Origin of the sequence: Prochlorococcus marinus str. MIT 0917 (assembly GCF_027359575.1) — a bacterium.
In the GTDB taxonomy this organism is placed as follows: Bacteria; Cyanobacteriota; Cyanobacteriia; order PCC-6307; family Cyanobiaceae; genus Prochlorococcus_B; species Prochlorococcus_B marinus_D.
In genome coordinates this window covers 159,685-182,120 of sequence record NZ_CP114784.1, presented here as the reverse complement: position 1 = coordinate 182,120, position 22,436 = coordinate 159,685, and the positions used below count along the sequence as shown (strand labels likewise).

Genomic DNA, 22,436 nt, shown 5'->3' with positions numbered 1-22,436 from the left:
CTGCCACAAGACAAAAAACAATGAACCAATCAATTTCCTCAGCAATTTTTTCTGAACACCGTCCAGTCCAAATAATCCCTTCAGTCTTGCCAGCAGACTGGGCAAACATGGGGCAATGCGTAAAAGAGCTTGAATTGGCGGGTGTAGACAGAATTCAATTTGATGTAATGGATGGGAACTTCGTTCCAAATCTCACATTCGGTCCTGAAATGATTTCCGCATGCCGAAAGTATTGCAAAGTTCCATTTGAGACTCAGTTAATGGTTAGTCAATACAATTGTGAAACCATGCTTGAGGGATATGTAGAAGCAAGTAAGGGTTCAAACGGAGAGCCAGGAGTTGTAATTGCTCATGCTGAAGCTAATGTTCACCTTCATCGAATTCTTGGCAGGATTCGTCAACTAGGAGGGTCTCCCTCCGTAGCCATTAATCCTCATACTCCAATGGAAATGGTCAAGGATGTGCTTGATATGGTTGATCACGTTCTAGTAATGACTGTTAACCCTGGATTTGGCGGGCAAGCTTATATTCCAACAATGCTCAGCAAAATCACTAAATTAAGAAAACTAATTATAGAAAATGGATACAATGTTGATATAGAAGTTGATGGAGGAATAAAAGCAGATTGGTCATTATCTCAATGCTGCGCTGCAGGGGCAAATTGTTTCATAGCAGGAAGCGGTATGTTTGCTTATCCAACACTTAAAGAAGGTTGTGAGGCACTAAGGAAAGTAGCTAATGATGCACAGAATGGAATAATTATAGAAAAATAGCTAGTTAAATATTAATTACTATGTACCAAAAAACCAACCATAACTGTGCAAACCAACTCCAAGAAGGTTAACTCCAATATAGCAAACAATAATAACAAAAAAGCCTGCTATAGCAAGCAATGCAGGCTTTTTCCCCTGCCATCCCTTTGTTAGCCTAGTATGCAAATAAGCCGCATAAACCAACCAACATATCAAAGCCCAGGTTTCTTTAGGGTCCCAACTCCACCAACTACCCCAAGCTTCATTAGCCCAAACAGCACCGCTAATAAGACCTACTGTAAGCAACAAAAAACCAGCCGTTATTGATCTATAACTTAAAGAGTCAAGTTGCTCAGCATTTGTAAATTCAACCGGATCTATTGAATTTAGGTTCCCATTTCTGTCATCAAGATATAGCTCAGAAATTCGCCTAAACGAACCAGACCCAAATGAGCTATTACGGATATTCAATTGCTTTGTTCCATCAACAAGAAAGACACCAAAAGACAAAATCGAACCTATTAGTAATGCAGCGTAAGAACACATAATTACACTCACATGCATTACCAACCAACTAGACCTAAGTGCTGGAACTAAAGGAGCAGAAGTTTGCAAATTCTCAGGTAAAACAAAACTAGCAAAACCTATTGAAAGTAATGAGATAGGAGTCGCCACCGCAGAAACTATTGGGGAGCGCCATGATCTTTCAACGAAAAGTTGAGTCAAGGTACAACCCCAAGTCAAAAAACAAAGAGACTCATAGAGATTACTAATTGGGAAATGTCCCGATTGCCACCATCTCAGAATCAATTGACTAGTTAGAAAAAGGTTGGAAATTGCGACTAAAAATCTAGCTTTTGAGGAATCACGGCTACCAGCAACTGACCAAAACGAGATAGGCAATGCAATTAATAAGGAAAGAAAGGCTACAAACCCAAGAGAAACAACGGGGTCAAAAGGAAAATTATTTGACTGAAAATCAAGCATTGATAAAAGCAACTAGAGATTATTTAGAAAGATCAGGTCATTTGCTTGCCTGTTTTAACAAGAAACTTCCTCCTAACATAGACAAAAAGACAGGAGACCAAGCAGCAAAGAAAGGATTTATTATTCCTTTGACTCCAAGAGAACTAAAACTAAAACTCAAAATGTAATAGATAAGTATCAAAATAATACTTAACCCGAAACTTTGACTTCGGCCCCCTCCTTTTTTTTGCATTACACCAAAACTACAACCAATCAAAGCAAAAACTGAACAAGCTATTGGTAAAGTAAATTTTTCTTGAATTCTTACTTTCATTCTTCTTGCTTCTTTAATATTGCCACTACTTCGATATAACTCCAAAGCCGTATTCGCTTCTCCTAAATTCATATCATTAGCATCTTTTGGCAGTTGAGCAATATTTGTAAGTTCAGTACCTAATGGATATAAAAAACTCAAGAATTTTGTTCTTGTATTACTTCCGTCAGGACTAAGTGTCAAAATATCTCCTTCAAAAAACTCCCAATTATTTTTATCACTATTCCAAATTCCTTTTTTTGCCTTGAGCATTTGAGTGAAGCCCAATTTTGAAAAATCAATTACTGTGACATCCAACATTTGCCCATCAATAAATTTCCAAGCATAAAAAAGGTGAGTAACTCCTCTTTTTTTATAGCTTGAATATGGATCTAAAATTTCTCCTTTCTTTGAAAAGATAATATCTTCTCCCTGTTCATTTGTAAAAGATTTACCTAAGGAATTTGCTAACATGATTTCAGCATTTTTATTTGTACTTGGAACAATATTATTATTAAAAATGAAGGTCAAATATGACATAAATATCGATAAGATTAAGCCAGGTAAAATCAGTCTATATATTGATATACCAATACTTTTCAATGCCTTTATTTCACTATTATCATTTAGACTTCCATAAGCTAATAAGGTTGAAAGTAACATTGCCATAGGGAAAGAAATAACAATAAAACTAGGTAATTTTAGCAATAGAATCTGAACAGCAACAGAGAAAGGTAGACCAATCTCAACTATTTTTCTAATCAAATCAAAAATAACTCCTACCGAAAGAGATACGACGGTAAAAGCGGCTATTGAAAACAATAAAGGAGGTAGTAATTCAAAAAGTATCCATCTATCTAACAACGGAATTATTTTGCATTTCCTTTCTAGTAAATTTTGAACTCTAGATAATAAAAATATGTTATTAAACATAGCTTAATCGAATGAATTACCAAGATAACTCTGTTTAACAACCTCATTCCTTGTTAGTTGATCTGAAGATCCGTCTGCAAGAATTTCACCTTGATTAAGGATATAAGATCTTTCGGTTATAGCCAATGTTGCTCTAACATTGTGATCAGTAATTAATATACCTATATTCTTATTTTTTAACTTCTTAATTAAATTCTGTAGATCATTAATAGCTATAGGATCAATTCCTGCAAAAGGCTCGTCTAAAAGTAAAAATTTCGGCCCCAAACGTCCTACAGCTAACGCTCTTGCTACTTCACATCTGCGTCTTTCTCCACCGGAAAGTTGATGTCCCAAGCGATCAAGGAAAGAGACCAAATTAAATTCCTCAATCAATTCTTCACGTTTTTTCCTAAAAAGAGAAATTGATAACTTAGCTTGAGAAAGCGCAATATCCAAATTCTCAATAACTGTAAGATTTCTAAAAACACTTGGTTCTTGAGGTAAATAACCTATTCCTAATTGAACTCTTTTTGTCATCGAAAAATTTTCAATACTATTTCCATCCAAGTAGATATTGCCTTTATTTGGCTTAATCAGACCCACGATCATATTAAAAGTACTAGTTTTACCCGCACCGTTTGGCCCCAAAAGTCCAACGACCTCCCCAGGGTTAACATTTAAATTAACGTTTTTTACAATATTTTTATTGGATAAAGTTAAGTACAAACTCTCAATAAGTAGAGTCATTTCAATAGAACCTATCAGGTAGAAGCTTATACATAAGAATTATTCGATAATAAACTATAGATCTCATATATGAGGTTAATCAACAATTCTCTCAACCCAATATAAGTAGAACATCTCTGAATCATGAAAGGAGTTCTCAAATTTTGAATCAGCAATTACACTAAATTTTTCAAAGTAAAGAGGGACATCACCTGGCTCCAAATTCTTAATAGATGATCGATTACTTAAAAGTAGTAATAATTTATTTACATTAGGAAATTTATCTAAATATAATTGAACTTCATCAAATGTTTTTGTATTACTCCTGTCTAATATAAGTCGATTAGCCCACTGAGCATAACTTCCATATCCATTCAATTCAGGCAAGTAGAATTCTCTATCAAGATATCCCGAAACTGTAGCCACTTCAACATCTCTAGTTGCAAATATTGGAAAATCCTCCCATCCTTTATTCTGAATATATTGAGCAGTTTCCTTTCCACTAGAATACGGTACCCGAAAGTCATTGATAACCATATGAATCCCAACAACAAAATGTATAGTTAAACAAATGGTAAGTAATCTAGGGAAATGAAATAAATTACCTTTAGTGAATAAATTTTGGTGATTAGAAAATATAAATTGCTGATCTTGATTAGCTAGTGCCAACCATACTGAAGTAATAATCAATAGAAAATAATATCCATAATGTCTTGATCCATCACCCAAAAATAAAAAATAGTTGAAAAGAAACAAAAATATAATACCGCTAAAAAAATAAATTAATGCTGGACGATAAGATTTAATAAAGGTGACTGTACTAATAAGCAAAATCAAAGTAATTAAAGCACATAAAACTAAATCAAACGATCTACTTGAATTAGGAATAATAAGCATATAACCTCCAAAAACCTGTCCTATCACTCTAAGAAAATGACGTAAATCAATAAAAGAAGAAAGTAACTTAACTGAATCTCTTACTTGAAGAAGACTAAAAGCTCCAAAACACAATAGCGCAGAAGAGATAGTGATACTAGAAGTTAAATCTATAATCCAATTTTTGTTGCTTTTATAATTTTTTCGTTGATTAGGATTTAAGAACCAATCTAAAACTAGAGTCATTCCAATAGCAAATGCTAATGACCAGGACAAAGCTTGAGTATTAGCCAAAAGGCCAATACACAAAGAGAATGGTATGTAAGTTTTCTCTTTTAAATGATAAATAGAACAAAAAATAAATATTATTAATTCTGCTATAACATAATGACGACACACAATAAAATATTCCCAAAAAGGAAAATATCCAAAAGTAAATATGGCTTTAGTAGTTAGATCAAAAGGACTAAATCTCCAAAAAATTATAATTGCTAAACTACCTAAAAACCAATGCATCAGTTGCATGCTTATGGGTGTACTAGTAATATTTTTCGAAAAATAAATTAATAATGACCAGAGGATAGGATGTCCGGATGGTGCGTTATTTTTCCATAAATCTATTAAATTATCACTTTGCCAAGCCACTAGCCATCCTTGCATCTCATCCCTCCAAAGAGCATGATTAAATGCACCAAATAGACCTATGATTATAAATAAAACAGGTAAAAATATCTCATAAAAGTGCTGATCAGGTAATTTTATTTTATTGATTCTTTTAAATTCCATTTTTGATTTATGCAGAATGTCTATCTTTATAATTTGGATTGATGAAATTGAACCTAAGCAAAAAAGGATAACTAGAAAAATAATATGAAATCATCGCACTTTAAATTGCAAAACTGTAAGAGACTTAACAAAATTTTCAAAGGAAACTGAGAACGGGCACGCTGCAACCAGAAAGGTCTTTACCAATTTGTAGAAATTTCAATCTCATTGAAACGCATTTAGAAAGCCCTTCAATATCTAATCCAAAATTACCTAAATGAAATCTTTTTAATCTACCCAATGCTTCTCCGTAAAGTATCGTCGCTCCATTTAGATTGCTATTTTCTAGATGAACTTGCGCAACAGCTACTTGCAATATTCCCTGTATCAACTGCCTTTCAACCCCACCAGTCTCATGCCATATCTCTTCAAAAACATCGTGAGATTTGTACCACTGGCAAGAATTAAATAATTTCATTCCTATTTCAAAACGATAATCATTTATAAATAAATCATCTTGTTTATCTACAAAAGTCATTATTTTTTCAAATTTTTCTTTGCATTAATTTTTCTCAGTCTTATAGATTCAGGAGTAACTTCCAACATCTCCCCTGGTCCAATGTATTCAAGAGCTCTTTCTAATGTCATTTCAATTGGGGATTGCAATTGATCTAACTCATCTGCACCAGCTGATCTCATGTTGGTAAGTTGTTTAGCTTTGCAAATATTTAATTCAAGATCTTGTGGGCGATTATTCTCTCCAATAATCATTCCTTTATAAACTTTAGCTCCAGGAGTAATAAAAAATTGTCCACGGTCTTCTGCATTTTTTAAGGAATAGAAAGTAGCTACACCCTCTTCAAATGAAATAAGGACTCCATTTCTCCTTTGTTCAAAATCTCCTACAGATGGCCTGTATTCAAAAAAAGAATGACTCATAATGCCTTCACCTCTTGTTGAACGAATAAACTCACCCCTAAATCCAATTAGGCCTCTTGATGGGATAACAAATTCAAGTTGAGTTCGATGATCAGTGCCCGTTTCCATATTTTGCATTTCACCTTTTCTAACCCCAAGGCTTTCAATACAAGCGCCAATAGAAGCCTCAGGAACATCAAGGACTAGGGTCTCAACCGGTTCGCATTTAATTTCATCAATTGTTCTAAAAATGACTTGTGGTTGAGAAACTTGAAATTCATACCCCTCTCTTCGCATTGTCTCTATAAGAATTCCTAGATGTAACTCTCCTCTCCCACTAACAGAAAAACGATCAGGTGAATCTGTATCCTCGACTCTTAATGCAACATTCGTAAGAAGCTCTTTTTTTAAACGATCCTTCAACTGACGACTGGTTACAAACTTTCCCTCTTTCCCAGCAAATGGAGAATCGTTTACAACAAAAGTCATCTGCAATGTTGGCTCATCTACCTTTATTAGAGGTAAAGGTTTCGGTTCATCAGGACAGGCTACGGTTTCTCCAATAGAAACATCTTCAAATCCAGCTAAGGCGACAATATCTCCAGCATTTGCTTCATCAATTTCAATTCTTTTTAATCCCTTAAATCCTAATAGTTTATTAATCCTTCCTTTTTTCATACTCCCATCTTCTTTTATCAAACAAGTCCTTTGGCCATTTTTAATAACACCATTATGTACTCTTCCAATAATTATCGTTCCTAAAAAATCTGAGTAATCAAGTGTGGTGACTTGTAATTGTAAGGGCTTATTCTGATCACCTACAGGGGGAGGAACTTGCCTAATAATTGCTTCAAATAAAGGTTTCATATTATCACTTTCACTTTTGACTTCATTCTTTGCGAAACCACCTAATCCACTCCCAAATAAATAAGGAAAATCACATTGATCATCATCAGCTCCTAATTCCAAAAACAGATCTAAAACTTTGTCTACCGCGGTTTCGGGTTCTACTCTTGCACGATCAATTTTATTTACAAAAACAATAGGTCTTAAGCCCTGCTCTAAAGCTTTTTTTAGAACGAATCGAGTTTGGGGCATTGGTCCCTCGTTGGCATCAACAACAAGAAGACAGCCGTCTACCATACCCAAAACCCTCTCGACTTCACCTCCAAAATCAGCGTGACCTGGAGTATCAACAATATTTATACGGGTTTCGTTATATGTAACAGCTGTGTTTTTCGAAAGAATTGTTATGCCTCTTTCACGTTCCAAATCATTTGAATCCATCGCACAAGTTGGGACTTCCTCGTTATCTCTAAAAGTCCCAGATTGATTTAAAAGTGCATCAACCAAAGTTGTCTTACCATGATCAACATGAGCAATTATTGCGATATTCCTTATGGCCTGTATATCAAAACTCATAATTTAAAAAAATTAAAATTTCTTTGGTTAATAGAAATTTAAAGAATATCTCACCATGACTTCATTTAGCTGTTTTAAATGCCAATTAAAATATCGAATAAAAAATTAGAAGTAAAAAAAATTAGGTCAAAATTATTTGAATTTTGTAATTTTATTGGCAGCTTCAAATTTTCTCAAAGCATTAACAGTCCCTTCAAATCTCCAATGCCAAGGCTCATAACTTACTCCTTGTTTGTTATTGGGTGGGAAAGAAAGAACAAAATGATATTTAGGGGCAAACCTCTTCATCCATTTAAAAGCAGGCGTTTGTTCAAATTCAACCTCAAAATGAGTATCTGGATAATTCCCATCACCAACATCGATTGCATATCCTGTGCTGTGTTCAGAATAGCCAGGAGGAGCTGAAACCATAGAACGCTCTACAGCAGTTTGATTTCTAATAGATTTATTTTCGTAAAAAATATCTCTTTGCAAATCAATTGATCTATAACCACTTAATAGTTGTAAAGAAACGCCTCTTTGGGCCGCCATTAATTGCATTTCCTTAAAATTTTCATAAATTTCCTTATGAACGTAAATACCTGGAGAGAAAAGAATTAACTCATTTTTCAAAGCCTCAGGGTAAGGCAGATGGCCCAACAAACTTTTATTTTTATTTGTCTCGGTGGAGTTAATGGAATCATCTAAAGATTTTGTTTGGCGTAAAAATGATTTATCAGCTAAAAACGTTAACGATATACAAAATCCAACTAATAGAAGTCCTAAAGGCAAAAAAGACTTGTTAGTAAAGGTTTTAATGGATCTAATCCTTTTTGCCAGCGGGATGTCATCTTGGTAATTCATACGATCTGCTTATGGTCAAAACAATTGGAATTCACAAAAATGATGTTTCGATAGTAACGAGTATCTCCAATCTTTATACTTTCTATGAGATAAGGATGTAAGTTTTATATATAGAGAACTAAATTTTTCATCCAAAGATGTTAAGAGTTGCTGTTATTGGTGGTGGTCCCAGTGGATCATGCGCTGCAGAAATTTTGGCTAAAGCGGGAATTAAAACTTGGATTTTCGAGAGAAAGCTTGATAATGCAAAACCATGTGGAGGAGCGATTCCATTGTGTATGGTTTCTGAATTTGATCTTCCTGAATCAATTATTGATAGGAAAGTGAGGAACATGAAAATGATATCTCCATCAAATAGAGAAGTAGATATTATTTTGGATGATATTTATCCAGGAAGCGACAAAGAATATATAGGCATGTTGAGGCGAGAAGTTATGGATTCTTTTATGAGAAATCGCGCCGCAGAACTTGGTGCAACTTTAGTAAATGGATTGGTATCAAAAATAGAAACTGGTACTAATAAGCAAGGTCCATATACACTGCATTACACCGAAATACTGAATGACCAATCTGAAGAGAAAGGCAAGCAACTTGAGGTGGATTTAATTGTTGGGGCAGATGGTGCAACTAGCAGAGTTGCAAAAGCAATGGATGCTGGTGATTACAACTATGCAGTAGCAATTCAAGAAAGGATAAAACTTCCTAAAGAGGAAATGAAATATTACGAAGACAGAGCCGAAATGTATGTAGGTACAGATGTATCACCTGATTTCTATGGCTGGGTCTTTCCAAAATACGACCATGTAGCTGCGGGAACAGGGACAATGAAACAAAATGGTGGTTTGATAAAAAGTCTCCAGATTGGTGTTAGAGAGAGAGCAAAGAAGAGGCTCGTAAATGGAGAAGTCATTAAAGTAGAAGCTCATCCAATTCCTGAGCATCCAAGGCCAAGAAGAGTTGTCGGAAGAATGGCTCTAGTTGGAGATGCCGCTGGTTATGTAACCAAAAGTTCAGGAGAAGGAATTTATTTTGCTGCCAAAAGTGGAAGGATGTGTGCCGAGCAAATTGTCGAATCAAGTCAAAATGGAAAAATAATACCCACAGAGAATGACCTCAAAAAATATTTAAAAAAATGGGATAAAAAGTATGGGACCACATATACAGTTTTAGATATCCTCCAAAGAATTTTTTATACCAGTGATGGAGCAAGAGAAGCTTTTGTAGAGATGTGCGGAGACATGGATGTTCAAAGACTTACATTTGATAGCTATCTCTATAAAACTGTGGTCGCCATGAAGCCGCTTCAACAACTAAAACTTACCCTATTAACAATTGGTTCGGTTTTAAGAGGAAAAGCACTAGCACCAAGCACATACAAGCCAGTACCAAGTGCAGTGAGAGATGATAAAGAAGTTAATAAAATGTTAGCGGTAAGTTCGATTAAAGGTGGTATAAAAACCAGTAAAAAATAATACCAATATTAACTAAAATAATTAACTAAGCTTGCTGAAATCAGCAAGCTTCAATGACTGATTCTTAAGTATTGTCAATAGTTTTAGTCTGTTATTTCTTATATTAATATCATCTGTCATAACCATTACACTTCCTTCTCCATCAAAAAAGTTGGCTAGAGTTTCAGCACTTGAAACTAGACCATCAGCTAACAATTTATATTTAACACGATCACTATTGACCGCTAGAGGTTTTAATTTCTCCAAAACATTAAACATTTCGATTTCACAAACCTTCTCAAATAGTGATTTATCTACAAAACCTGAAGGATCTATCACATCTTTGGGGAGAGAACTTTTAGACACCAACTTAGAGGCTCTAGTCACAACAGCTTGCAACAAATTAAGTGTATTATTTTTCCTCATTTCCATTAATAATGTAGTGCGAAAATAAACGTCAGTTGGATCATCTAACAAATTTGATGTTGGAGTTGTATCTCCTGCAATTGCCTGAATAATATCAAGGTCGATATCTTTCTCCTCTAATAAACTAATGATCCTTTGACGAAAGAATTCCTTTAAATCGTTGGAAAGACTATTTATTTCAAAAGGAAGAGAAGGAAAAAGTTGCTGCCAAAAAATTAGTGCATCATTTTGTATTTCATTGATATTTAATTGCCAATCTTTATTCCATAAAATCAACAAAATTCCATTAGCAGCCCTTCGCAAAGCATATGGATCAGATGAGCCAGAAGGTCTTTCTCCCTTGGCATAGATACTGAAAAGTAATTCAAAACGTTCAGCTAATGAAACCGCATTGCCAAGATTGTTTGAGGGGAGAGCGTCTGCAGATCCTTTGGGTTTGTAATGTTCCAAAACACCAAGGCATACATCTCTTGATTCACCCTCATGAAGTAAATATTTAGATCCAATTATTCCTTGTAATTCTGGAAACTCACCAACCATGTTACTAACTAAATCATGTTTAGAAAAATGTGCAACTTTCACAGACTTCTCAATATCCTCTTGATCAAATTTAAGTTTTGATGTCAATAATTTAACAAGCCATTCAATTCGGGTTACACGCTCATATAAAGAACCTAATCCTTCAGAAAAAGTCACATCATTTAATTTATTAATACGTGCAGAACTATCAATTAATAAATCTGACTTTATAAAAAATGAAGCATCAGAAAACCTTGCCTTTAATACTTTTTCATTACCTAAAATAATATTTTCTTTTGCTGAAGATAAGCCATTACTAATGCACAAAAAACTAGGAAGTAAAATATTTCTTGAGTCAAGCGATAATGGATCAAAGTCAACATTTTCTTTATATAAAGGTATGTACCTTTGATGAACCTTCATCACTGTGGACAAAACCTCAGGGGGTAATTCGAGAAAAGATTCATCAAAACTCCCATTCACAAGTAAAGGAGACTCAACTAAATCAGTAAGTTCATTTAAAAGGGGTTCAGTCAGATCAGGCTTAACTTTTTTATTTGTTTCATGATTAAGAACTAAATCTTTGATATTTGCAAGGCGTCTATTTCTGTCAACTGTTACTCCGACATCCTGCAACTGATTAAAATAAGTTTTTGCATTTTTTATTTCTAATGTTGAGCCATGCAATCTATGTGGTCTAGAAATTTTACCAATTTGAATTTCTGGATCGCACCCTGGAATTCTAAAAGGTAAAACTTCTGAATCAATCAAAGAAACAATCCAACGGATTGGTCTCGAAAAGCGAAAATCACCTTTTCCCCATCTCATAAACCTTCTTCCTTGAAGCTTGCTGATCCATCCAGGTAAATAATCAGCCAATAAAGTCTTAACGGGCTTGCCTTTCTCAATTAATTTCGCAAAAACAAATACTCCCTTTGGAGTTTCTCTAATTTCTAATTTTTCAGGAGAAAGATCATATCTTCTAGCAAAACCAATTGCAGCTTTTGTAGGTTTGCCATCATGAAAAGCTTGAGAGACAGGGGGACCTTTGCGTTCTGAAATATTATCTTCAGAATATAGAGAAATCCCTTCAATCGTTAATGCAATTCTTCTAGGAGTAGTAGTAACTCTTATTTCACTAAATTTTATTTGAGAAGAATTCAAGTCGTTAGTTACATTTAAATCAAGCTGGGCAATAACAGATTCAGCCAAATCAGCTGGTAGTTCCTCAGTGCCGATTTCTAAGAGGTAAGTAGACAAAAAAATTTCCTTATGTTCGTAACAAGATTAGATCTAAATTTGAATTACTTCTACATTCTGTGTCCTAGAAAATATTTAATATTCAATTAATAGATCTTTTTTTACGCATGGTTTTATTTGAACAAATAGGCACTAACCAACACGAAAAATGATACAGTGTAGGTACCGTTGTAGGTACCATTGCCTAAGATTATACAAATACCAGGAAGATCAGGTTTTTACCTCAGGGTTGCAGTACCGAGGGGTAAATTAAGGGATGCTTTTGGAACGTGTGATGTAGTAAAAAAAATAGGTAACACTAAAGAAGAAGCAGAAGAGAATATAAGCTCGGCAGAAATAGCTATTCAACAAAAATTCAATGAAAAGCTCAGGGAAGAAGAAGCCAAGCAAATCAACAAATCCTTACCTAAGGGAATAAAACTGGAGTCTATAAAAAATAATAATTCGAAAGAATCACCAAAAAACATAAAAAAAGACTTAAAAGATGCTGGATTCAGTAATGCAGCTATTGAAGCTCTGATGAATTTCGAGGACAATGTAAGTACAAGTGCTGAAGATATAGAAAAGACTGTCCCTTCGCCATGCATAGCTAATAATTCCCCTAGAGCGAAATTTGAACAATTTAAAGCTGATAGTAATTACTTAAATGAACCCTTACAAAGCGAATTAATAAACGACAGCGATCACTTTACGAACGACGCAGTACAGCTTTTAAAATTCCATGGTAGCTATCAACAAGATGATCGGGAACATAGAAAAAGAGGCGGCACAGGTAAAGATTGGCAAATGATGCTGAGGCTAAGAAATCCAGCTGGTTTGGTTCCTGGGCCCCTATTTGTAGCATTAGATGATCTCTCTGATCGACTAGGGAATAAAACACTTAGAGCAACTACTCGTCAATGCTTCCAAATGCATGGAATAAAAAAAGGAAATATAAAAGAAGTAATAGGAACAATTGTGAGGTCAATGGGATCGACTCTTGCGGCTTGTGGAGACGTCAACAGGAATGTAATGGCTCCAGCGGCACCTTACGAAAAAGGATCTTATCCTGCTGCGAGAAAATTAGCTAATGATATTGCCGATGCTTTATCGCCCCAGAAAGCTGAGAAAACCTACATTGATTTATGGGTTGATGGCGAAATAAAATATGCCATCAAGCCAACCTCTGAAGTCAAAAGGACCAGAAAGCTTCAACAAAATCCAGGTGTTTTTAGTGGGGACAAAAATGAACCTTTATATGGTGCAACCTACTTACCAAGAAAATTCAAATGTGCAACTACAGTACCAGGTGATAATTCTGTTGATATTCTTACTCATGACATAGGACTAGTGACGTTCACTAATGCAAAAGGAACTATAGAAGGGTGTAATGTCTACGTAGGAGGAGGTATGGGTAGAACGCACAACTTAGATACGACATTCGCGAGGATAGCAGATCCCATTGGTTTTGTAGAAGGAAAATACATATTAGAGCTTGTTCAATCTATTCTCGCTCTTCAAAGAGATTATGGAGATAGAAAAACCAGAAGGCACTCAAGACTTAAATATGTTTTGCATGACATGGGTGTTGATTGGTTTAAGAAACAGCTAACAACGAAATATTTTAGGAAACGAATTGGGACCTTAAGAAACGAAGGGGATGCAATACTTGAAGATTATTTAGGCTGGCATCAACAGTCAGAGAAACTGTGGTTTGTTGGGATACCACTATTATCTGGTAGGCTTACTGGTAATGTAAAGAAAGGGCTAAGAAATATAGTTGAAAAATTCGCATTGGATATACGTTTAACTCCCAACCAAGATTTACTTTTGTGTAATATTGGTAATTATCAAAAAACCAGCGTAAAGAATGCTCTAGATGACATAGGTTTTTCAGACCCAGAGAGTCCAGAACCATTAGCCAGACATGCTATGGCTTGCCCAGCTCTTCCATTATGTGGACTTGCAATGACAGAAGCAGAGAGATTTTTGCCAGAGCTATTGGAACGAATAAACAATCAGTTAAAATCCCTAGATATTAATAAATCAATATTAGTCAGAGTTACAGGATGTCCAAACGGATGTGCTCGCCCATATATGGCAGAGTTAGCTCTTGTTGGTAGTGGTCTAAATCAATACCAACTATGGCTGGGTGGTAGCACTAATTTACAAAGATTGGCAACTCCATATCTACAAAAGATGCCTATCAATGAATTAGAGAAGACATTAGAACCTTTATTCCTTAGCTGGAAAGATACTGGAACATCATCTAGTCTTGGAGATCATGTGACTAAACTTGGCTCTGAAAGTGTAATGTCTTTACTCACCTCAAATGCACCCCCATAAATAGCATTACCTTTCTTCGTTAACCAAGACCATAATTGATCTCCATAGCTAAAATGCCACCATTCGTTTGGGTGTTGAACAAAACCAGCCTGTTCCATAACTGAAAACAATAGAGATCTTCTATCCTGAAAAACGTGATATTTTGAATCAGGCATCATAAAAGAGTCTTTCTTATAAAAGTCAGGACTAGATTCAGGTCCAATAAAATCTATTTCCCCACCAAGATCTAATGCCTTACCAGTTATATCAGCAAGTGTCAAATCAATAGCTGCACCAGTACTGTGCGGAGGCGGCATAAGAGGATCAGAAGATGGTTTTGCCCAGAAACGGCCAACCTCCTCAATTACATCATTGATACCTCCATTGACTGAAAGATCATTAATATCAACTCCCTTCGACTTACAAGTTTCTTGAATAGTGTAATTAAACATAAATTTTTGGACAGAGATAGGTCTCCAAGCATCAAACAAAGCCAATTGCAATTTGGGATTAATTTCGGAAAGTTTTTTTTGAGCACGTATTAATCGTTTTAAAACACCTCTACGTAAAACCCATGGATCAGCTCCAGTTAAATATGGAGCACCTAACGACATATAAGGATGAGGTGTTAAACGAAATATAGATTGTGGAATAGAAATTAAAGGCTCATTACAGTCATTTATTTTGATATTATTCCAAGGCCTCAACTTTATCATTTGTAAGAATATAAGTATTAAAAGTTTTTCGCTTAAAAAATTTTTTTAATTCTACCCAAAAAACAAAAGTGTTCAATAGCAGAAACTTTTCAAAAAGTTAATTTAATTTATTACCAATCTTCAGTTTTTCCCACTGTTCTTTTATAAGCGAACGAAGCATAAAGTTATTTGTAAGACTAGGATCTGAATCTAAAATATTTCGAGCCTCATTCCGCGCAAGTTCAAGAACATCAGCATCATTAGCTAATGATGCTAACGCGAAATCAGGCAACCCTGATTGTTTGGTACCTAAGACTTGTCCTGGTCCACGAAACCGCAAGTCAATTTCAGAAATTTCAAATCCATCATTGGAATTAACCAAAACTTCCAATCTTTGCCGAGATGATTTGTTTTTATTTTGATGGCTCAAGAGACAGTATGACTTCGATGCTCCCCTCCCAACACGTCCCCTTAATTGATGCAATTGAGCAAGTCCAAAACGATCAGAATCTTCTATTAGCATTACACTGGCATTGGGAACATCAACACCTACTTCTATAACCGTCGTGGAAACTAAAATGTCACTTTTTTTGTTAAGAAAATTACGAATGACCTCTTGCTTTTCCACACTTTTCATTTTCCCATGTAGTAATTCAACAGTAAAATCTGAAAAAACATCAGTAGACAATTGATGATGTACGTCAACAGCTGAGCTGAGTTCAAGTTTTTCGGACTCTTCGATTAAAGGTAGAACAACATAAATTTGATGTCCTTTATTGATTTCACTCCTTATTAAATCATAGGCAAACTCTTTTTCTTTAGGTGATATCAGCTGAGTATTGATAGGAGTTCGACCAGGGGGAAGTTCATCTAATTGACTAACATCGAGATCACCATGCAGAGTAAGTGCCAAGGTTCTAGGAATGGGTGTAGCAGTCATTGTCAGCAAATGAGGTTGCAAGCCTTTGTTCAAAAGCTTATTCCTCTGCTTAACGCCAAAGCGATGTTGTTCATCTACAACAACAAGACCAAGTCGATCAAATACAACTGGGTCTTCAAATAATGCATGAGTTCCTACAAGAATTTTTGTAGATCCATTGACTAAATCAGTAAGAATTTCTTTACGACGAGACTTAGGGGTAGAACCAGTTAATAGATCAGTATTTATTCCAAGTTCAGGTATCCATTTACTTAATGTTTGATAGTGTTGTGAAGCAAGTACCTCAGTTGGTGCCATAAAAGCAGCCTGCCATCCTGATTGTACTGCAGTCAGAAGTGCTGAAATAGCGATAACAGTTTTTCCACTCCCAACATCCCCTTGCAAGAGTCGAGACATTGGTTCAGATTTAACTATATCTGCTTCAATTTCCTTTAAAACCCTTTTTTGAGCATCGGTGAGAGAGAAAGGAAGAATACTCAAAAATTTCTTAACTAGGCTATTACTACTTAGCTCAATACTTAATTGAGGAGAATTACATTTCTTATGTAATTCTCGTCTTAAAAGAAGACTAACCTGCAACAATAAAAACTCTTCGAACACAATTCTTCTTTTTGCTTTAGCTAAAGTCCTAGAATTTTCAGGATTATGAATATAAAAAAAAGCTTCTTTCTTCGTAGGTAAGTCTAGTCTTTTTAATGTATCTTTAGGGAGTGGCTCCTTTATTTCAGATGTCAAAAAAAGAATGGATTGTACTAGATCCCTGAATTTATCAGCAGTAATTCCTTCAGTTAGAGAATAAACAGGAAATATCTGACCAATTAATTTAGATTTCAAATAACCATTATGACTATCTATGATTTCTATTAAAGGATCATTTAATGACTTACCATATCTACTTTCCTTAACTAGCCCGCTTACCGCAACAGTCGCGCCAACAGCGTACAAATTTTGCTGAGATTTTACATAAGCAATACTACTATTACGACGACCAGCAAAAAATTTAGTAACTTTCATTCCTCCCGTCTTATCTTTTATAAACAACTCAAGAATTGAAAGATTTGGGTTTTTAGGACTTTTAAATGAACTACAACGTCTAACTTTTGCGACGATAGTTACATTCTGGCCAACTTGACTTTTATTAATGGTTTTCAGTGAAGTGTAATCAACATAATCACGAGGAAAATAATTTATGAGATCCCGAATTAAGATTAGACCCAATGAAGACAATCTCTCAGCTTGTTTTGCTCCTACCCCTTTAATAGCCGAAATAGAGCTTCCTAAACTTAATGAATTTATCGATGAACCTCTCCTATAAGCAGATGAGTCATGCGACGTTTTTATCTTAATTTTATTTACTTCTATATGCTTTGCACCTTCTTGCTCTTTATATAGATTATGAAGAGTCTGTCTTGTCTGAACAACTATTCTACGCCTATCATCTGTAGACATAGTTGAATATCTTTCATAATCTGAAGCTAATTCCTTTAATTTAGAAAGATGACTTTGATTAACAGCTGTGGAAGGGCAGCTTAATAAATATCCACTTACAAAATAAGAAAATTTGTTTGTTCTTCCTTGAATATTAATAAACCCACGATCAACTTCAACTGTTAAAGCTTGTTGTAAAGATCGAATCCAAGATACTAGTTCACTCGATTTGCTATCAGGAGTAGATGTAAACTCAGTGCTGCTTATATTTTGGTTGTATCCTTCCACCATTCTTTATTAACCTCATCTGCTACGGAGCGACCTTGCCAGTAACGTTGTTGTTTAATCATACCTAAGAGTACATTTTGATAATGTTTAATATTAGTTCTATTTTTTCTAAGTCTTGGATTATCAAATTCCATATCCGAAGGTGTAATTAACAAGCAATCAATGTCTAATCCTCCAGAAGCTAATGGATTATTCGTTGGTAATTTAAAAGTAAGAATATTGGATATGGATTTAGAAGAAATTAATTGGCCTGACAATGCAGCATCTAAAACATTAATTGGTACAAGCGTATTTAACAAGCCAGATTTTAAAAGCTCAGTATTGATGGAATGTGAAAGGTCACGCAATCTTCGAACCAAAGCTGTATCTATAGAAATCATCCATTCATATAATCCAATAGGTGATTGTGGTAAAAAGCGATTGCTTTTCACATCTCCAGTAGAGTTAGGATCATAAGATGAATCATCTGTTTTTGAATCTATTTGACTTGTATTAGATTCATCAGTCAAGGCAAATATTGACTGTAAAATTTCAATATCTTTACTTCTCAAATTTAAAGTATCGGAATTATTAATATCATCTTTTAATGAATGATATTCATTATTTGAATTTTTAATTAAATCGTCTTTTTCTGATATTTTACTGTTTAGATAAGGTTCTTTGTCATCTAATGAATATGGAGCTTTTAATTCTCCATTCCATCCTTCAGTAATTGATAAGTTATCTAATGGAGGAATGGAACTAATATTAATAGAGTTAGCACTGCTAAAAGATTCTGATTTATCAGAATCTTTTTTCTTATTTAGTGTATGCAACATTCCATCTTTAGCATTATTTAAATGACGAATATTCTCTTCATCAATTTTATTAGCCAATTCATTTAAATGTTCAATTGTTATTAATGACATATTATCTGAAACTAATTTATCAATTTTCAACTGGAATATTTTTCTTGAGCTATATGTTGAGAAGCCAAAATCATCTCCAAGTCTATCTGTAATGAGAGAGAATAATGAAGTTTTTATAGTTTGAGGAAGTAAGTTTCTTAGTTCCTCTAGATAAAAAGAATTTACCCTATATAACATAGGAGATATATTATTACATTTGTCCTTAAGTAAATTTATTTGATCTAAAGGATCAAAATTAGAGTCAAATAAATGCTTTTTTTTAGACAAGGTCAACCTGAAGTCATAGATGCGACCTCTTCTGCAAAGTCAGGTCCTTTAACCTCAATGCCTTCACCAAGTATATATCTAGTAAATCGTCGAACTCTTATATTTTCTCCAGTTTTTCCAGCAACTTGTTTTACCAACTCTTCAACATTTATTGAACTATCTTTTATAAAAGGCTGTTCTAGGAGAGCCATTTCTTTTAATCTCTTTCCTATTCTTCCTTCAACGATTTTAGCTTTTATTTGATCAGGCTTACCAGAAAGGTCATCTCTTCCCATCTCTATTTCTTTCTCTTTGTTGGCAATTGATTCTGGAATTTGATCAACACTTACATATTCAACACCTGGACAAGCGGCTACTTGCATAGATAAGTCTCTCAAAAGGCCTTGAAATAAATCACCTCTAGCAACAAAATCAGTCTCGCAGTTCAACTCTAGAAGAACACCTACACGAGAACCTGTATGAATGTAACTACCTACAGCGCCCTCAGCGGCAACTCTACCTGATTTCTTTTCAGCACTTGCAATGCCTTTTTGTCTTAACCACTCAATAGACTTATCCATATCACCCTTATTTTCGATAAGGGCTTTTTTACAATCCATCATTCCTGCGGATGTTTTATCTCGCAGTTCTTTAACGAGTTTAGCTGTTACGTCCACCATTTTATTTAAGGGTAGTGAGAAAAAGGTAAGTAAGAATTTATTAAATAAATATGCTAACTACTCATTGGGGCCATGTCTTCCCTCATTAATAGCATCAGCTAATCTCCCCAAAACTAGTTGAACAGACCGAACAGCATCATCATTACATGGTATTGGAATCTCGCAAAGATCTGGGTCACAATTAGTATCAAGCATTGAAACCAATGGGATATCAAGTTTCCTGGCCTCTAAAACAGCATTTGTTTCTCGCCTTTGATCAACTAAAACAACAACATCAGGCAGACGTCTCATTCCTTTAAGTCCACCTAGATATTTTTGCAATCGTTCTAATTCTCTACGTAATACGGCTCCTTCCTTTTTGGGGCGCATTGCGATAGCACCACTCGATTCCATTCTTTCAAGATCTTTTAGCCTATCAATTCTTGCTTTCATAGTTGTCCAATTTGTAAGCATACCTCCTAACCATCTTTGATTGACATAAGAAGCTCCGCACCTAATAGCTTCTTGAGCAACCACTTCTGAAGCTTGTTTTTTAGTCCCTACAAAAAGGAATCTTTTACCGCTTCTTGCAGCTCCTCTTGTCCACTTATAGGCGCTGTTCATGCAAACAGCCGTTTTTACCAGATCAATAATATGAACACCATTACGAGCAGAATAGATGTAACGGGACATCTTGGGATTCCATCTTCTTGTCTGATGCCCAAAGTGAGCACCAGCTTCCATCATCTCTGAGAGAGAAACTACAGCCATGTTTTTTGTGGGTTCCGGGTTCGCCTCCACCCAACAGGGATAACTTAAATAATGATTAAACAATCATTATTTATTTATCACCCGAAACAGTCAGGTGTGCGGTTTTAAATTGCGATACTAATTTAACAAACCATGGCGCATCAGAGTCCAATTAATGATGCTTCTCTAAAAATTTGCCTCACTCCAATCAAATTAAGAGGAAGTCTTAACAATTCCATAGCCAAGCCAGATTGACCATTCTTAATTAGAAAAGCCAAAAGAGGTCTTAGAGTCTTCGTATTAATAAGTCCACCAAAAGTTAAAAATTCCCAAAGACAACGATGAAATAAAGTGTATTGAATTATAAATTTAACCCTCAAGCTTGGGTGCTTACGATAAAAGACTAATCCCATCTTTGCTCTCTCTTTTTCAGTTCGAATTAACTGAGGAATTTGATCAAGAGCTAAAGCAGGATGCCAATGGTATCCAATAGCTTTTGGACATTTGATAAGTTTAACTCCCATATTTCTTAGTCTTTCTCCTAATTCCAAATCTTCCCAACCATATAGCCGAAAAGATGTGTCAAAAAGGCCTGATATTTCTAAAACCTTTTTATCAATAGCAACATTTCCAGTGGCGAAGTAAGCCCAAGACAAGTCTTGAAGTTTAAAATGTTCAGAATTTGGATTATTAAAATTAGAAGTATTTATGACTGATCCATAGGTAAAACATTTTCTATTACCAAGTTTTTCCCAGGCTCTGAACAAGGTATTAATATGGTTCATAAGGAAATATCTGTCAACAACTAGATCACTATCTATAAAAACAATTAATTCACCTTCCGACTTTTCCACACCAAGATTTCTTCCAAGAGCAGGGCCTCCATGGGATTGTTCAAAAAGCCTTAAATGAGGAAAAGTCTCAATATTATTTCTTAGCCACTCAACTGTCCCATCTGTTGAACCGTCATCGACTAATACAATTTCAAAATTATGAATTTCAACATTCAAAATTTGATTTTCTAATGCATATAGACACTTTCTTAGTATCGAAAGTCTGTTGTAAGTCGGTATAACAACGCTAATTAACATCCTATATCAAAAAAAAAATCAAATTCTTTTCTTCAAAAACTTTAAATTAAAGATTTTAAAAAAAATATTTTTCAAATTGAAAATCGATTTATTAATCTGCAGCTCCACCATTGTTTGCAGTTCCTGTAACTCCATTGCCTGCACCTTCTCCTCTACCATCATTGCGAAGCTTACGTTTCTTAAATTTCCTGGCATAAGCTCGGTTTCTCTCTTGCTTCTCTTTCTTAAGATTTCGTCTTTTGGACATACTAAGTTCCTTCGAATTTATATATAACTAATTTACTAAACAGAGGGCAATATTTGACCATCTTCCATTCGCAAGAGACGATCTGCTACATCCAATATTCTCGGATCATGAGTAACCATCAACACTGAAGAGGATTGTTCTAAAGCTAGTTTTTTTAACAAATCAACAATTTCTCTACCAGTTGAACTATCTAATGCAGATGTTGGTTCATCCGCTAATAGTAATTTTGGTCTAGCGGCAAGAGCTCTAGCAATGGCAACTCTCTGTTTTTGCCCACCTGATAAATCATGCGGAAGCTTAGATAAGTGGTCTTCTAATCCAACAGCTCTAAGCCATTCTCTAGACTGAGCCCTTCTAGCCTTGTATGAAAATCCATTTAAAAGGTCAGCACCCATTTGGACATTTTGTTCAGCGGTAAGACATCTCAAAAGATTATGCCCCTGAAAAATCATTCCAATATTTTTTCTAAGATTCTGTCTAGTTTTTCGGCTGGCTCCAAAAAGTTGTTTACCAAATACTTCAAGGTCACCATCTTGAACTTTACGAAGAGCTCCAATCAAAGTTAAAAGAGTGGTTTTTCCACATCCTGATGGTCCCGTCAATACAACAACCTCGCCTGGAGATATTTCCATTGAGATAGACTGGAGAACATGCCTTCTCATTTCTCCCTGCCCATACCAATGATTCAAAGATGCAATATTTAAAATATTACTGTTTATATTTTTCAT

The 22,436-nt window shown here is 34.9% G+C and carries 19 protein-coding genes; 3 read left to right on the top strand and 16 right to left on the bottom strand.

What is annotated here, in order from left to right; all coding sequences use genetic code 11:
- Positions 1-20 precede the first annotated feature (20 nt).
- The gene (gene rpe / locus O5637_RS00950; RefSeq protein WP_269605320.1) at positions 21-773 is read left to right on the top strand and encodes a ribulose-phosphate 3-epimerase; all 753 of its coding nucleotides are present in this window, start codon (positions 21-23) and stop codon (positions 771-773) included.
- 18 nt (positions 774-791) lie between these two features.
- Here the strand turns inward: rpe and ccsB are convergent, their stop codons facing one another.
- The 7 genes from ccsB to O5637_RS00915 all read right to left on the bottom strand — a co-directional run bounded on the left by ccsB (position 792) and on the right by O5637_RS00915 (position 8,496).
- Positions 792-1,739, bottom strand: a complete 948-nt coding sequence (gene ccsB, locus O5637_RS00945) for a c-type cytochrome biogenesis protein CcsB (protein WP_269605318.1) — start codon at positions 1,737-1,739, stop codon at positions 792-794.
- A gap of 37 nt (positions 1,740-1,776) precedes the next feature.
- Positions 1,777-2,964, bottom strand: coding sequence for an LptF/LptG family permease (locus tag O5637_RS00940; protein WP_269605317.1), 1,188 nt, complete (start codon positions 2,962-2,964; stop codon positions 1,777-1,779).
- A 3-nt stretch (positions 2,965-2,967) separates the two neighbouring features.
- A complete protein-coding gene (gene lptB / locus O5637_RS00935) occupies positions 2,968-3,693 on the bottom strand; it encodes an LPS export ABC transporter ATP-binding protein (RefSeq protein ID WP_269605315.1) in 726 nt (241 codons plus the stop codon).
- A 75-nt stretch (positions 3,694-3,768) separates the two neighbouring features.
- Positions 3,769-5,334, bottom strand: a complete 1,566-nt coding sequence (locus tag O5637_RS00930) for a hypothetical protein (RefSeq protein ID WP_269605313.1) — start codon at positions 5,332-5,334, stop codon at positions 3,769-3,771.
- Positions 5,335-5,470: 136 nt separating this feature from the next.
- Positions 5,471-5,851, bottom strand: a complete 381-nt coding sequence (locus tag O5637_RS00925) for a DUF309 domain-containing protein (RefSeq protein ID WP_269605311.1) — start codon at positions 5,849-5,851, stop codon at positions 5,471-5,473.
- A complete protein-coding gene (gene typA / locus O5637_RS00920) occupies positions 5,851-7,653 on the bottom strand; it encodes a translational GTPase TypA (protein WP_269605310.1) in 1,803 nt (600 codons plus the stop codon). The genes O5637_RS00925 and typA overlap by 1 nt, the downstream gene beginning before the upstream one ends.
- 132 nt (positions 7,654-7,785) lie before the next feature.
- Positions 7,786-8,496, bottom strand: a complete 711-nt coding sequence (locus tag O5637_RS00915) for a M15 family metallopeptidase (RefSeq protein ID WP_269605309.1) — start codon at positions 8,494-8,496, stop codon at positions 7,786-7,788.
- A gap of 137 nt (positions 8,497-8,633) precedes the next feature.
- Here O5637_RS00915 and chlP point away from each other — a divergent pair, with 137 nt between their 5' ends.
- A complete protein-coding gene (gene chlP, locus O5637_RS00910; protein ID WP_269605307.1) occupies positions 8,634-9,968 on the top strand; it encodes a geranylgeranyl reductase in 1,335 nt (444 codons plus the stop codon).
- A gap of 21 nt (positions 9,969-9,989) precedes the next feature.
- Here the strand turns inward: chlP and glyS are convergent, their stop codons facing one another.
- Positions 9,990-12,152, bottom strand: coding sequence for a glycine--tRNA ligase subunit beta (gene glyS / locus O5637_RS00905; protein WP_269605306.1), 2,163 nt, complete (start codon positions 12,150-12,152; stop codon positions 9,990-9,992).
- Positions 12,153-12,671: 519 nt separating this feature from the next.
- On the opposite strand from glyS, the gene O5637_RS00900 reads away from it, so the two are divergent.
- Positions 12,672-14,477, top strand: a complete 1,806-nt coding sequence (locus tag O5637_RS00900) for an NADPH-dependent assimilatory sulfite reductase hemoprotein subunit (RefSeq protein WP_269606864.1) — start codon at positions 12,672-12,674, stop codon at positions 14,475-14,477.
- Here the strand turns inward: O5637_RS00900 and O5637_RS00895 are convergent.
- The 8 genes from O5637_RS00895 to O5637_RS00860 all read right to left on the bottom strand — a co-directional run bounded on the left by O5637_RS00895 (position 14,414) and on the right by O5637_RS00860 (position 22,436).
- Positions 14,414-15,169: a M15 family metallopeptidase gene (locus tag O5637_RS00895; RefSeq protein ID WP_269606862.1), complete on the bottom strand. Its 756-nt coding sequence runs from the start codon at positions 15,167-15,169 to the stop codon at positions 14,414-14,416. The two genes, O5637_RS00900 and O5637_RS00895, sit on opposite strands and share 64 nt — an antisense overlap.
- 100 nt (positions 15,170-15,269) lie before the next feature.
- Positions 15,270-17,810: an ATP-dependent DNA helicase RecG gene (gene recG / locus O5637_RS00890; protein WP_269605305.1), complete on the bottom strand. Its 2,541-nt coding sequence runs from the start codon at positions 17,808-17,810 to the stop codon at positions 15,270-15,272.
- On the bottom strand, positions 17,783-18,982 hold the full coding sequence (locus tag O5637_RS00885) for an adenylate cyclase (protein WP_269605303.1): 1,200 nt from the start codon (positions 18,980-18,982) through the stop codon (positions 17,783-17,785). Before O5637_RS00885 ends, recG begins: the two co-directional genes overlap by 28 nt.
- Before the next feature lie 2 nt (positions 18,983-18,984).
- A complete protein-coding gene (tsf, locus tag O5637_RS00880; RefSeq protein WP_269605302.1) occupies positions 18,985-19,641 on the bottom strand; it encodes a translation elongation factor Ts in 657 nt (218 codons plus the stop codon).
- Between the two features lie 57 nt (positions 19,642-19,698).
- Complete coding sequence (rpsB, locus tag O5637_RS00875) at positions 19,699-20,391, bottom strand: 30S ribosomal protein S2 (RefSeq protein ID WP_011293691.1); 693 nt, start codon at positions 20,389-20,391, stop codon at positions 19,699-19,701.
- Positions 20,392-20,531: 140 nt separating this feature from the next.
- Positions 20,532-21,461, bottom strand: a complete 930-nt coding sequence (locus tag O5637_RS00870) for a glycosyltransferase family 2 protein (RefSeq protein WP_269605300.1) — start codon at positions 21,459-21,461, stop codon at positions 20,532-20,534.
- A gap of 91 nt (positions 21,462-21,552) precedes the next feature.
- Positions 21,553-21,708 carry a hypothetical protein gene (locus O5637_RS00865; protein ID WP_011293689.1) on the bottom strand — a complete coding sequence of 52 codons (156 nt, stop codon included), beginning with the start codon at positions 21,706-21,708 and terminating at the stop codon, positions 21,553-21,555.
- A gap of 35 nt (positions 21,709-21,743) precedes the next feature.
- Complete coding sequence (locus O5637_RS00860; protein ID WP_269605292.1) at positions 21,744-22,436, bottom strand: DevA family ABC transporter ATP-binding protein; 693 nt, start codon at positions 22,434-22,436, stop codon at positions 21,744-21,746.